This is a genomic window from Pirellulaceae bacterium, assembly GCA_029243025.1.
In the GTDB taxonomy this organism is placed as follows: Bacteria; Planctomycetota; Planctomycetia; order Pirellulales; family Pirellulaceae.
On sequence record JAQWSU010000049.1, the window covers coordinates 1 to 14,014 of the forward strand.

General features: G+C 52.0%; 13 protein-coding genes. 6 read left to right on the forward strand and 7 right to left on the reverse strand.

What is annotated here, in order from left to right; all coding sequences use genetic code 11:
• The 5 genes from P8N76_23870 to P8N76_23890 all read left to right on the forward strand — a co-directional run.
• Nucleotides 1–209 (forward strand): hypothetical protein (locus P8N76_23870; GenBank protein ID MDG2384727.1); only part of this gene is annotated, 209 nt, incomplete at its 5' end.
• A gap of 108 nt (nucleotides 210–317) precedes the next feature.
• The gene (locus P8N76_23875; GenBank protein ID MDG2384728.1) at nucleotides 318–1,418 is read left to right on the forward strand and encodes a hypothetical protein; all 1,101 of its coding nucleotides are present in this window, start codon (nucleotides 318–320) and stop codon (nucleotides 1,416–1,418) included.
• A 180-nt stretch (nucleotides 1,419–1,598) separates the two neighbouring features.
• Nucleotides 1,599–2,018 (forward strand): PqqD family protein, encoded by a 420-nt coding sequence (locus P8N76_23880; protein MDG2384729.1) that lies wholly within the window; start codon nucleotides 1,599–1,601, stop codon nucleotides 2,016–2,018.
• A gap of 2 nt (nucleotides 2,019–2,020) precedes the next feature.
• On the forward strand, nucleotides 2,021–2,713 hold the full coding sequence (locus tag P8N76_23885; GenBank protein ID MDG2384730.1) for a glycosyltransferase family A protein: 693 nt from the start codon (nucleotides 2,021–2,023) through the stop codon (nucleotides 2,711–2,713).
• Nucleotides 2,700–3,971 (forward strand): nucleotidyltransferase family protein, encoded by a 1,272-nt coding sequence (locus P8N76_23890; protein ID MDG2384731.1) that lies wholly within the window; start codon nucleotides 2,700–2,702, stop codon nucleotides 3,969–3,971. Before P8N76_23885 ends, P8N76_23890 begins: the two co-directional genes overlap by 14 nt.
• A 37-nt stretch (nucleotides 3,972–4,008) precedes the next feature.
• Here the strand turns inward: P8N76_23890 and P8N76_23895 are convergent, their stop codons facing one another.
• From P8N76_23895 to P8N76_23920, 6 genes are all read right to left on the reverse strand, one after another.
• Nucleotides 4,009–5,265 (reverse strand): nucleotidyltransferase family protein, encoded by a 1,257-nt coding sequence (locus P8N76_23895; GenBank protein ID MDG2384732.1) that lies wholly within the window; start codon nucleotides 5,263–5,265, stop codon nucleotides 4,009–4,011.
• Nucleotides 5,266–5,429: 164 nt separating this feature from the next.
• On the reverse strand, nucleotides 5,430–6,290 hold the full coding sequence (locus P8N76_23900) for a beta-1,6-N-acetylglucosaminyltransferase (protein MDG2384733.1): 861 nt from the start codon (nucleotides 6,288–6,290) through the stop codon (nucleotides 5,430–5,432).
• 492 nt (nucleotides 6,291–6,782) lie between these two features.
• Nucleotides 6,783–8,096, reverse strand: coding sequence for an Nramp family divalent metal transporter (locus P8N76_23905; protein ID MDG2384734.1), 1,314 nt, complete (start codon nucleotides 8,094–8,096; stop codon nucleotides 6,783–6,785).
• A 65-nt stretch (nucleotides 8,097–8,161) separates the two neighbouring features.
• On the reverse strand, nucleotides 8,162–9,355 hold the full coding sequence (locus tag P8N76_23910; GenBank protein MDG2384735.1) for a mandelate racemase/muconate lactonizing enzyme family protein: 1,194 nt from the start codon (nucleotides 9,353–9,355) through the stop codon (nucleotides 8,162–8,164).
• 32 nt (nucleotides 9,356–9,387) lie between these two features.
• A complete protein-coding gene (locus P8N76_23915) occupies nucleotides 9,388–9,963 on the reverse strand; it encodes a thiamine pyrophosphate-dependent enzyme (GenBank protein MDG2384736.1) in 576 nt (191 codons plus the stop codon).
• 22 nt (nucleotides 9,964–9,985) lie between these two features.
• Nucleotides 9,986–10,456, reverse strand: coding sequence for a hypothetical protein (locus P8N76_23920; protein MDG2384737.1), 471 nt, complete (start codon nucleotides 10,454–10,456; stop codon nucleotides 9,986–9,988).
• Between the two features lie 670 nt (nucleotides 10,457–11,126).
• Between P8N76_23920 and P8N76_23925 the strand changes: the two genes are divergently transcribed.
• Complete coding sequence (locus P8N76_23925) at nucleotides 11,127–12,983, forward strand: hypothetical protein (protein MDG2384738.1); 1,857 nt, start codon at nucleotides 11,127–11,129, stop codon at nucleotides 12,981–12,983.
• Nucleotides 12,984–13,232: 249 nt separating this feature from the next.
• Here P8N76_23925 and P8N76_23930 read toward each other — a convergent pair whose 3' ends face one another.
• On the reverse strand, nucleotides 13,233–13,739 hold the full coding sequence (locus P8N76_23930; GenBank protein MDG2384739.1) for a hypothetical protein: 507 nt from the start codon (nucleotides 13,737–13,739) through the stop codon (nucleotides 13,233–13,235).
• Nucleotides 13,740–14,014: the final 275 nt, after the last annotated feature.

Below are 14,014 nucleotides of genomic sequence, written 5' to 3' on the forward strand. Positions count from 1 at the left end.
CTGGACCTGCTTCCGGGCTGTTTATTGCGGGCAAAACACGACCAACTGGGATGATCCCCCTAATCACCCAATTCAAAAAATTTGCTGTCTGCGCCACCGCTATGCATAAGCTGGCAATGGATCTTGTGGCAATTCAGTCGAATGATTCTCGACGCCCCTTCCGGCTCTGTCCGGAAACTATCTTTTCCAGATACAACACCCACTGTTGAACAGCAATCGCAGATTCCCCTCTCAGGAATTAAGCCTGGAGGAATTTCCAATCGTGCGAATTACGCTCGCATGCCAACGGACACTAAATTCGCCACTCCTTTTGCCTAATGATTCGAAAAGACCAAATCATCGTAGATGGAGCTGCAACGTTTTCTCAGCTTCAGAATACCTTCGAGGCCGCAGCGTTAGCACACACCACGGGGCAACGCCAACTTGATATAACCTGTGCGGGCCACACAATTCGTCTAAGCATTGTCGGCACCAAATTGGCCCGACAGCTCGCCAGCTCCTTCGGCCATCTGATTACCACGGACCTGGTCGATCCGGAGTTAACAATCCAGGCTTGGGACGCTGCCGAATCCGGCGTTCAACTGATGGCCAATTCCGATGCACCGAGCCAGCTCAACGACTTCGATATTCTCTTCAGGACTTCCACGGATGATCGTTACTTCAGCGAACAACGGGACACGAGTCTAAGCTGGTTCGATTCGGAGTCCAGCCAAGCCGCCAGCTACATTGCCTCGGCCGATGCACAGTATCCGGATCAAATCGGTCGACCTTTCCAAAAAATCATCACAGCTTGGTTACAAGAGCAGGGCGTTCAGTCAATTCACGCGGGTCTCGTCGGCGTTGAAGATACTGGCATGTTATTCGTTGGCAACGCCGGAGTCGGGAAAACGACTTCCACCATTTCCTGTCTCCGAGCCGGAATGAACTATCTGGGTGACGATATTATCGGGTTACAGACGCATTCGAATGGGTTTGAGGGGCACAGCCTGTTTGCAACCTGCCTTGTAGCAGAAGACCACTTAAAGCGATTTCCATATCTTCAAGAACATTCGTTGCCAACCACGCAGTCGACCACGGAAAAGACGGTTGTTTTTCTGAACGAGGCTTTTCACCAGCAAATCCAGCGTTCAATATCCATCAAGGCGATCCTGCTACCCAACATCGTCAACCGTGCAAAGACAACCTATCGGCCAGCCTCAAAATCGGACGCGTTATTTGCCCTTGCACCGACATCCGTCATGTTTCTACCTCGGCCCGATCAAGCTTCATTCAACCGCCTATCCGAAATGGTTCAACAGATTCCTGCCTACTGGCTCGACTTGGGCCACGAGATTAACCGTATCCCTGACTCGATTCGTCATTTAGCGAGGGAGGTGAGCCAAGGTTTATCTCAAACAAGCCGACGAGACACCGCCTGACGCATCAACCGGCCCACAAAATATCTCCCGCAACTCGTTTACTAAACTCCTGACCGTCAAGTGAAACAACCGGCTTAATCTTTGCCTCCGAAAAGTCACACCTTCAAAATATTCAACCGCTCCAAGCACCTTTGAAATCACCTCACACCGAGTGACTAAAACTTTGTAAAGGAAGAAAAAATGCCCCGAACGATCAGATTCATCACCAAGGAGGGTGAGATTGCCTCCAATGTTATGGATGGTGAAGTCATACTCATTAATCTTGGAAACGGCACGTACTACACGATGGGCGGGGTAGGCGATCGCGTTTGGGCCCTAATTCAAAAGCGAGCAACCCTCGATGAACTTTGCCAAGCGTTGACCAAAGAATATGATGTTCCGATGGGGCTAGTAAAAGCTGAGATGACAAAGCTCACCGAACAATTACTTTCCGAGGGCCTGATTGGAATCAACCGCGATACGGCCGAAGCGGTCACCGTCGACTCCCCGACAGAAAGATTGAAATACACGAGCCCGGAGCTGAAAAAGTTTGACGACATGGCGGAAATGTTTGCCCTGGACCCGCCACTTCCGGTACTCCCCAAAAACGACAAAAAATAACCATGCCATTTCCGACTGTCAGTTGCATCATCCCAGTGTTTAATGGAGCAGAATATCTGAAAGAGGCACTAGAAAGTGTCTTTTCTCAAAGCTACAGCCCCATTGAAATCATCGTGGTCGATGATGGATCCACCGATGCCACACCGAACATCCTTGAATCCTACGGCGATCGAATTCAAAGCCTCCGACAGGAGAATGCGGGCCCCTCGGCAGCGAGAAATCGAGGAGTTCAACAGTCAACCGGGCAGTTACTCTGCTTCTTGGATGCGGACGACATCTGGGTTGTCGACAAAACAGAATCTCAAGTCGCGCAGCTTGAGGATGAATCCCATCCCGGAATCTGCACAGGCTACCAGAAAAACTTCTGGATCGAATCTCTTCACGAGGAAGAACTCGACGCCCAAAATTCAGCACTCTCAGAGCCGCACCCCGGACCGTCTTCCACCCTAATGGTCCGTCGATCGGTTTTCGAACTCATTGGCTTATTTGACCCACAGCTTCGCCACCGTGACACGGCCGCTTGGTTGATAAAAGCTCGCGAAGCCGCTGTTAAGATCGTCGAGTCAGAACAACTCTGGGTACATCGACGCATCCATCTCAACAATCTAAGCCGAAACCGAGGCACTCAAGATGCCGACGAACTTTTTTCTCTGATCCGAAAACGGCAGTTAAAATCCAACGATGACCAAGCGTAGAGAGGCCGATCACGTGACTGACTCACGGAATCGAAATTCGGTTTCCCTCGCCCTTCGCCTGCCGTTGCACGCGGACGTTCTTTTACTCCGTTCCATCCTCTGGTCAGATTCTGCTGCGCGTGAAGCCTGGGAACAATGGGGCCTGCGAACAGGTGATCCCAAAGCCTACTTCCAGAATGAGATGATGGCCAGAAAAGGTCTGCTCCCCCTGATTAGCCAAGCGATTCGAGACAACCGAATCACGGTCGATGAAAATTTCTCAGCTTACACTCGCGCAGCACAACTGCGTGAGCAACTCCGCAACGAGATCTTCACCGACATCCTAAAAAGCGTGCATCTAGCGATGCACAACCTCGACGTCGATCCGCTCCTCATCGGCGGATCAGCCTATGCTTATTCAACTTACAAAGATCACGCGTTACGACACAACCACGGCATCGATCTGGTGGTCGTACCCGCCGAGCTCACGCGAGCCCGCTCAGCGCTATTCAAATCGAATTTCCGCGCCGTCCATTCGGAAAGAGCCGCCGTGGGATTAGTTGATCATTTCGTGCATCGATCTGGCCTCACTCTTACGATGCGATCAACGCTGTTCGCCATACCGCACGTAAGATGTAATCTCGAAGCGGTGCTACAGCGTAGTCACACCATCTGCATCGAAGAACGATCTGTCCGCATCCTCAGCCCGAATGATCGGCTAAGCCATACACTAATCGAAACCGCCACGTCGCCCAGCAGCCACAACCTTCGCTGGGTTTGTGATTCCTTCAAACTTCTCTCCCACTCTTCCGATCGCCCCAATCTGCTGAGCCTGAAGGAATCAGCGGGTGTGAACGACGCTCTTTCCCTGATTGCCAGGCTGCTCGACTACCTTCACCAACAACTTCACGCGCCCGTTGACCCGTCATTACTCCAGGAACTTTTGCAACAAGGCGAAGGCCAGGAACGCAGGGAACGAAATTTCATTCTCTCGGCAGGCCTACGTAGCCGTCGATCGGGCATCGCCTTTCTGAAACACGCGAGTACGATTCCACAGCTCCTGCCTGCAGCCATTGGATTCGCAGTGCTTCCAAGTCGCCAGCATTTATTCTATGAATCAAACGGTCGCCGAAACGTTCCAGTCAGCTATCTATTGCGAGCTGTCAGCTATCCCATCCGATTCGTCCGGCAACTCGGCTCGGCTTTTCGTGGATGGATCGCCGGATCACGCCAACCTCGATCGAAAATCTCAGATCCGCCAGTTGACCTAATGAAGTAATTTGTTATCCACCCTCGTACGGCGCGGACGCCAGTTTCTAGACCCGCTGCCCCAATGCGTTGACCTCGCGGGATCGCAAAGGTCTTTTTGCACGGGCAAGAGACCGGTAAAGCAACAAGTCTCGCCGGCCAACGCGTAGCAGATCCCACAAGAATCGTGCGAAACGATTGCGATCCGGAACTTCCCCGATCGCCTCCATGAAGCGTCGATTCCGACCCGAATTAAGAAAGGCTGTTCGCAAGAGTTCGCGGAGCGACGCCCCATGAAGAAGATGCAATACATCTCGATTGACCGAACGTGCATCGACCTGAAGCTCGAAAACAGCAGCCAGATTCTCTGCCTGCCGACGATCCGCAGCGTCAAGTAGTCTGCTCAGTCGCGCCTCCGTTCCTGCCCGTTGATCCTGCCCCGAAAACTTTCGCAAAATGTGTTGGCAGGCCACTAATGCAACGTTGGGCATTCCAGCTTCTTTGAAAATCCGTTCCTCCAACGGCTCATCATCGCCCCTAACAAGTTCATGGATATCCAACAGACTTTTGGTGATCGACGACGGTGTAAAGTTCTCGCGTAGCACGTGATGAGCTGACAACAAAAGATTATCAAGTCGACCTACATGGCGTATCGCCTGACCGCAGGCCTCGACCTGAACGCTCCGCTCTACAATTCGCTCTGGCTGGAGGGCAGGACCGCACATTTGTCCAAATCCCCAATGAAGGTCGATCGAATTGCTATCCTCATCTACCAAGGCAACGGCACGATTGCCAGAAAAGTGAGGCGCGCTGTGAATGAACGCTTGATAGTCTTCGATCGGTCCCGGAATATCGAGACGAAATCCGACATCCTCCAAGATCCTAATGGCGCGATCCAGAGCGTTCGGCGTTACCAAAAGGTCGACGTCACCCATCGAACGAAACGGCAGCATCCCCGTCTCGGCGTACCGGGCAAATCCTTTAAAGCAAACGGCATTGACGCCTGCCTCATTCAAAGCACCAAGAGCCATGGCGCCTCGGGATGCCAATTGCAAGGTGCGGACACGAGTCATTAATACGTAAGACTCGACACACTTGTTGACCTCAGCGGGAAGAGCCTCATCTCGTTCCGATAATCGCTGAAGCAATGCCGGAGCAAGCCCCCACTGAATTGCCCGTTCTGCGAGTCCTGCAGATAAAACGCGGGCTCGGCCTTGGGTCACTCCTCCCGAATTTTCCTCAAAAAGGAGTTCCAGTAACTGCCGTTCTATATTATCAACGGAACGATTCTGACTTCGACGGTCGTTGCCCAATGAATCACTCACAAATCACACCTGCTATCATTCCGATCTACAACTCGACGCAGAAGTTTCATCCAACAACTTGGCAAAGCACGCCTCGACGGTAAAACCGATGAAGTCTGCCTGCCGACTCCATACGACTCGAGTCCAGCATCGTTAATCAAAAAAAATTTGCGTCCACCGAGCGGTTAGCAATTTCCATCTACATGCGGCTTCAAAAAATCCTTGAGGCTGATTTCTGAACCTGCGATGCGGCAAGTCTTCTTAAACTTTCTCGCGAACAACGAATCGCTCCCGACGAGATCGTTTATTTCTTCTTCCGATATCTCCTCATAATCCTTAACTCGATTGTCCGTCGGTCGCGGATATTTGTATTCTGGCATCACATATCCAGTCCAACCTTCAATCTCTGGGTGAGGACCCCAGTTGGTAAATGTCGTTGCGTAGGTCAGGTCATCGACAACTTCAAGCTCTCCGCCGAGTCCTTCCCGACGCAACAGACTTAGATAGGCAACCTCTTCGGGTGCAAAGACCATGGAAAAATTCCTCATCCATTGCTCAGAGAAGAACCCATCTCGCGCGGCTAACAAAGACGCGTGCTTTCTATTCAGAATGCACCACGCGCTGGCTTTGTAAACCTGATGCTCTCCAAATATAGTTTCTATGATGCGATACCTGCGCAGAAATTCCTTGGGTCTTTCGTTGAAAAACGATTTATCGGTTTGATAGATCACCTTCTCAACGTGATCAAACGTTTTTACCGGAACGCATGACTGAGACAGAATGACAAACCGCTCGTTCGCCTTATCTTTTAGCGCTTCAGACAGAAGCAGATTTTGCGCGATCAACAAGGACACCTTTGCCCATTCTGTCTCCGTGCAAAATGGCAGAACCTTCTCTTTGTAATGTTTTGTCTTCAACTCAAGTTCAGGCTTGTAGTGAATGTAAATGCTATATTTCGAATCACTAACACCCGTGAAGAAGTGGTCATGCCACAAATCTTCGTGCAGAATTTCGTCGTAAACCATAAATAGGAAAGCAGTTTTCATGCACTGGATCCTTTTCGATTGCACCACGACAACCAAGCACCACTGGCTGCACGCCCACGACCCCGGGTTTGAACCTTGGCGCCCAACCAAGTGCTTGTCATAACAATGACCGTCTCGCCGCCAAACCTACACGGGGAGATAGCCACCCGGAGGCGGGCTACCCTACCGGTCAACGGTCATCCAAGGTCGTCGAGGATAAACGCTTAACCACTTCGTCCGGCCCTCATCTCTCCGTGTTTTTTAATATCGGCGAATACGCCTCAAATCTATCCCGATGACCGTCGGCAATCACCAAAAACACTGAGTGCGGGAGTCGGGAAGATACGATTTCAACAGTAAGGGCGATGAAAGAAAAAATATCGACAGACTTTGCTATCGCTGCTTTCCGACAGCATCACAGCCCGCGCGAGTCGATACGATGCATCGACCGTGGCGCAAACACCCTAGCTTACGGGATGAAACAATGATTGTCAGGCCACTGTTTTAAGCCGCTTACCAGATCAGTTCCCGCACCGCCCCTGTCACAGAAACGATCGCTGCCCACGCACCCCCAAGTGCGAGCACAAACAGGAGCAGCATGACAATATTTTCCCACAATCGATTCCGATACTTCTTGCCGATATAAGCAGGATCGGCAGTAATCCACCAGAGTCCACCCGCCAACAGAGGAATCAACACGACCTGTGCACTATTGGCGATAAGCGTGAGTGTCACGAAGTCGGGCATATTGGGAAGTGTCCAAATCAAGGGAGTAATCAGACACCACAGGACGATCCATCGATAACACCAATGCTGTTCGAATGCGCGGGTCGATCCCAACGGCTCTTTTCGCAAACACGAATAAGCATGGCTACCTAGCTGAGCCAATCCGAAGGCGTGCCCAATTAACGACGAGTAAACCGCTGCGAAAATCCCCACGTAAAACAAGAGCCGACCGCCGACACCCAGGATCTGGCTCAAGAGACGTGGCAAGTCATCCATCGTCTCGATGGTCAAGCCACGTGGATACAAAACCTCCGCACCCAGGGTCCAGATTGCCAAATCCAAGAGGATCATCACGACGACGGCTAACAGGAAGTCATACATCTGAACACGACGGTAGGCCGGACCTTTCCATCCCTTGCTTTCTAAAAGATAGGGGTACACAAGATTCATCAGCGATCCACCGACAGCCCCAATCATTCCAATCACGACCAACAGGGGAGAAAACTGCCCAGATTGGACAGGCAGTTTAAAGGCCAACGTGCCTTCCAGGATTCCCAACGGATTGGGCCCCACCCAGATCGCCGTCCCTAAGAATGAGACCGACAAGATGGCAAGAAACAATTTAAATAGCAGTTCAACTCGACTAAAAACGGGCCGAAACACGATCAATAAAGCCAGTCCATTCCAAAATAAAGCCCAGCCCAATTTCGTTCCGTAACCAGTGAGATTCACACAGGCTTCACCAATTCCGACGGTCATGTAAGCACAATAAATGTGCCCCATGACGATCGAGGCGACAAACAACAACACCGGGTAGAAACGGTGCAATCGGGCAAGGCCATCCAAGACACCCTCACCCCGTACATTGCAGAGCTGGTATTTGGCAATCAGCGACACGAACAGAAACCGCATCACGATGGCAATCACGGCGCCCCACATCAAGGCATATCCGAAATTGCCACCTGCCACACCGATCTCGACGATATCACCAGCGCCCAACCAGGTGAGCACAATCACCAAGCCGGGACCAAACGATCGCAAGTAACCCCAAAAAGTGTTCGGCAGTTCTGCGGCTTGAGAATCCTGATCTTTGCCGGTCATTCCATTCCCTTTTCAGAAGGCGAGATGCTTTAGCCAACGGGCAACCCGCTTAAAGATTCCTGGCATCAGTAATCCGTGACCGAGCCATCATCCAACAAACGAGGACCGCGCCAACGGAATCGAAAGGTCGGATCCTTGGCAATTCGTCGCATTTCGGTTTCGTCCACCTCAATCCCCAGCCCTGGCGCGTCGCCCATCCGGACGTAACCGGAATCCTTGGTCCAACTCGGCTTGAGAAACTTCGCAAACAAATCACTGTCATACGATTCATGAATCAACAGATGGGGCACGGCTATCGAAACCTGGAAGCTAGCGGTCATGCCGAGATATGATTGCGTGCAATGCGGAGCAAGCGGGCAGGTGTATGCTTCCGCCAACGTAGCAATCTTTTTCATCTGCGAGATTCCACCGGTATAGCCGCAGTCAGGTTGGACAATATCGACCACTCCCGCTTCCAGATATGGCAAAATACCCCAGATGGTCCGATCACGTTCTCCCAAGGCGAACGGAATGCGAATCTGCTGCTTGAGACGCTTAAAGACTTCAAGGTTACCTGGCACAGCGGGCTCTTCCAGGAACAACAACTCGTACGGTTCCACGGCATTGGCAAATTGAATCAGGAATGCCGGAGGCATCGCACAATGGGCGTCGAACATGACAGTGCCCTTGGGCCCCAACCGTTCGCGTGCCGAGCGGACCTGATCGACAAAAGGTTGAATTTCTGCCGGATTCCCAGCCAGTCGCTGCGGTCCGGCCCCCAACTTCACTGCGTCCGCCGATGGATAGACACGAATCTTGTCCCGGGTCGGACCACCGAGAAGGCTATACACCGGAACTCCCCAAAGCTTTCCGGCAATATCCCACAAGGCCATATCGATTCCAGAAATGCAGTGCAACATAAAGGCACCGCCTCGCTGATTCCGCTCGGCTCGGTACAAGATCTGCCAAATATGTTCGATACGCGTTGGGTTCTGACCTTCCAGCATTTCAAACATGGATACGACTAACGCTTCAGCGACACTCGGTATTACGCCTTTAATTTCACCCCACCCGCTCACCGCACGATTGGTATCGATTCGCACAAAGACACGATCTTGAAATCGAATCGGGACAAGTCGTGTGATCTTGACCTTGGAACCACGATCCACCACGGAGTCCTTTGTCTGCGCGGTCACCGACCACCAGCCACCCGCCAAACATGCCCCCGTAGACGCGGCCAACCACTTTCGACGTGAAGCGAATCGATCATTTGAATTCATCGCACGTATTATCTCCAAAGACAGAGTCAGTGTTAATTTTTCGCCAGCGATTCCCTAAATCGCTGAATCTGCATGGAAGCTGATTCAGGCGGTGTCTTTAGATCCTGCTGATCGGCAGCAGCAACCTTGAGATTGATAAAACGGGGTCCCTGGACCGCAAATATCGTCTCGGCGTCTTGGGTCCAGCTCGGCAAGTCGTCGAACGATCGTGCAACAGCAAAGCCGCTCCCGCTGGCGATCGCGGCAAAATCAATTGCGGTCCCGTTCGCGGCTGTCCTTTGTCCACCCGTCACTTCATAGATCCCATTCTCCAGTAGGACGACTGTTAGATTTCTAACGCCGCTGCCAATGACGGATACCAACGAACCAAGACTCATCAACAAGGCACCGTCACCCGAGACAACAATCACCTCTCGGTCCGCTTTTGCGAGTGCGATCCCCAAGGCCAAGGGTATCGCTCCTCCCATCGTCGACGGATTGTATTGAAAATCAAATCGATGACTCGAGATAAGCGGCCAAATACGTGCCGATCCCTGATTGGTAATCACAACGTCATTGTGTCCGCGCACACGCGACAGTACTTTCAACGACTCACGGACATCCATCATGCCGAAAACCTTTCCTATTGCACTATTCAGCCATCAACGCAAAGCCGGATCGTTTCGCCTCAAGGCACCGCGCATAGTGCGTCTTCAGTTCGTTCGCTTGGTTTGCTTGCTCAATCACGATGAAGTCGACTCCCCAGGCCTTCAACAAAGGTTCAGCACACAAGGCGGCCGAATCCTGAACTTCCGGCTTGAGCCAGTTTCTTGCTCCAATCAACGCATACACAGGTACTTCCAGGTCATACACCACGTGTCGCAATGCGTCACCAGATTCGAACAAACCCGTGGTTTGCATCATCACCAGCGGGCGACACCCGCCAACCGTTAGCCCCACCGCAAGTGGCCATGCCTCTCCCTCTCGACAGACACGCACCATCTGCAAGGAAGAGTCATCCAGCGCGGCCTCCCATCGCCCAATATCGCTGTCAGGGATCCACACCACGTGCGTGATACCCATCTCCTCTAACACCGAAACGATTTCGTTGCTCGTAAACATGACCTTTTTGCTCTCACTGCGAGTCGATCAAGGGGCGCATGCCCGTCCCATTCCCTCGGAAGGCGGATTGTACCAGATCACCCGCGTCAATTCCGCCTAACGGCCTACAAGTGGTTAACGGGCGGCCCGATCCCCAAGCCATGCATGAAAATTTCCTACGAAAACAGGCGAACGTTGCCACCTTCCAAAACGGTGTAACAAACAACCCAACACACCAGTCGGAAATAAATCCGGAACACTCGCTCCTTCCTATCAGCCCCGTTTTTTGGATCGGTTCAAATCACATAATTGGCCGCGGGAACGTTAACACGATCGCAGCCGCTCATCCGTTGAGAGACGATCGGGTGTTTATCCTCGACGATATTTTGTAACGTGCTGTCGCACTTAATCCCGCCCACGATAACCTTTTTTGGAGCGAGCCATTTACCTCATTAACTTCTATTCTTCCTGGATAAAATGAAGGGCAGGGGTTCCCAGTGGTTGAACAATCAGTTTTTTCCCTCACTCGGGCGGATTCCAGCTGAATTTGGTCTCACTTGTGCATTAAAATCAGGCACAACGGGCTAACCGCTTTTGCTTCGGCTCCGCGTGAGCGCCGTGATGGCAAAGCTCGAGAACATTCGTCAAACGCCTGCCTCTCCACCCTCAACCGCTGAAAGGTGATTTCGCCATGCAATTATTTGATCGTTATCACCCGATTTCTCGAAGTCTGCTGTCATCCATATCACTGACGCTTGGCCTGCTGTTGTCCTTCCAGCAGACACCTGTGCAGGCCGACCCCACCGTTGTCATTGACAGCCCGATGACACCACCCTATTGGGCGCTGCTTGAGCGGCAAGTACTCGATGCCAGTGCGAAAGCCTGCGCCGAGTTTTACCAACGGTATTTCGATGACCGTGGTTATTTGCTCTGCGTTGAGCGATGGGGTGGAAATGACGGACCCGATGATGCCATTGAAAACTGCAACGACTGGGCGCTATTACACACACTCGGCTGTGATGAGCAGGTGTTGAAAGATTTCCAGCGCGCGCTGGAAGGCCATTTCCGACAATATACGTTAGCCAAAACCACCGATGTGCCGTTGGCCCGCGACGGAATGTACTACAAAGAATTCCCAGTGATGTTCGACTGGGTTCACAACGGCGAAGGACTGAGCGGCTTCAATCTCCTCGGGCTATGCACACCCAACGACCTTCGACTCCGCCAACGAATCCAGAGATACGCTGGATTCTACATGAATGAAGATCCTGGCGCACCAAACTACGATACCGAGCATCGCATCATTCGCAGTATGTTCAACGGAAGCCGTGGCCCGTTACTTCGAAAGGCGACCGCGCTCGACTGGGCCGGCGATCCGATTGAAGTGGAAAACCGTTTTCTTGCGTTGCATGGTGAAAACAACTATGAGGAAATGCTTGCCCACTTCAAGGACTACAATGATATAGTCGGCGATCACCCTCAAAATCTCTGCGCAACTTCACTGGCGTTTAATGCCTACGCGATCACGGGCGAAGCCAAGTACCGCAGGTGGATTCTAGAATATGTTGATGCCTGGGCTAAAAGAACACGCGCTAACGATAATATTATTCCTACCAACATTGGACTCGACGGCAAAATCGGCGGCGCAGCCGATGGCAAATGGTATGGCGGTGTCTATGGATGGTCGTTTTCCGTTGAAGTGCCGCAAACAGGCGAGATAGCTCACCGCAACACCCATCAACTGGGACTCGATGGATTTGGAAACGCATTCCTACTCAGCGGCGATCCTAAATATCTGGCGGTTTGGCGCGACATGATCACGGCAATCAATCAGCAGCGGCGTACGGAAAATGGCGTCACCAGCTATCCAACCATGTACGGCGACAACGGATGGTATGCCTATCGCGCGGGTCACTATAGCCACGGCGCCTTGCCGATCTATTTTTGGTCGATGGCTGCGGAAGATCGAGAACGCGTCGGAAATAACCCTTGGTTATCCTTTCTGGAAGGGAACAATCCGGGTTACGCCGCCTCTGCCTTATCAGGCGATCTCGATGCAATCCGCCAACGGATCTCAAACATGCGTCAGGATCCGACAACGCCCGACACCCGGCTTGCTGATGTTCCGATGCAATACAACCCGGCAAGGGCGAACAACTTGGTGCAATTGATGCTCGGAGGCCTTCACCCAGGGCGATACGGTGGACCACTACATGCCAGGCTTCGATATTTTGATCCGGTTCGCCGCCGCAGTGGTATTCCTCCGGACGTCGCCGCACTTGTGACGCGCATCACGGATGAGGAAGTTGACGTCACTCTCGTCAATTTGAATTTAACGGAGTCTCGGGAACTGGTTGTCCAGTCAGGTGCGTACGGGGAGCATCAATGCGAACAAGTTAAAAGTCACAACGGAACCCTGTCCGTCAACGGCCCTTATTTTTCAGTTACGCTTGAACCGGGATGTGGCAACCGTTTAACGATCCAACAGGATCGTTATCGCAATCCGCCACAACTGCGACAACCCTGGAACCATCGCCGTAGTCCCTGACACCATTTTCACTTTCGACCATTCCGCCAAGCGGAAACCGGACGGACCCCAGCACCGCTGAGTCCGGCCCAAAACCAGCCTGAGCGAGTTAAACTCTCTCGGCGTCAACGCCAATATTGCAGCAAAACTCTCCACGCTGTTGTTCTGTGGAAACTCCACTTTTATCGCGAGTCGCGCACTCGATCCAATCTGCCAACGGGCCATTACCAATCATTTACGCATTCAAGCGGCGATCCAGCGAAGGATCTGTTACTTCGACTTCTCCTTGAGTTTTAATCTCACCAATTTCGCCCTGTAAACTGGCTCGGGCACGCCGGGAAAATGGACCGTCACAACCATGTTGTCTGCATCAGTCCTGTGATACTTAACACTCATTGCCCCTTCTTGCCCCCGCTCGTCGGTAAACAAGAAATTAAGTACCGCATCATCTTCCTCGAATTCCCATTCACCGAGCACGGAGGTCCCCTCACTGTCTGCCCCCATATGAAAAACCTTGCCAGTCTTCCCATTCACACCCATCAACCCGATCGATTCCTTACCGCTCTCTTTCGACCTTATTTCGATCACTTGGTCCCGAAATTTCCAGCTGAATTTGGTCGCGTTCTTGGTGTCCGGATCGACCCATGTTCCAACAATCCCGTCCCATTTTGCTTCGCGCAGGATCTCACCCAGATTTTCCGCCGCAGCCGCCTGTGCGGCAGTTAACAGCACAACGCCGGCCACCCAAATCCATCGCGTCGATTTGACGATATCCATTTTTGTCTCCGATCTTTTTTTGAAGTGCTTAAACCTAACTAAAAGTCTGACTCTTTGCGAATAACAACACAGCTGAGTTCGCTTACCTGAGGACCTTATTTCGTAACAAATCGTATCTGAACCAAACTCGGTAACCTCCCGGTTACCCTGCTATTGACAACCTGGGTTATCAAACTGTGCAGGCAACCGATTTTCTCGATTACGTGCTTCAACCTTTCCAGCTCTGGGCGTTCATTGCTTGCAAGCATTCCTTTGACCAACCGCTGTCCTTCCGA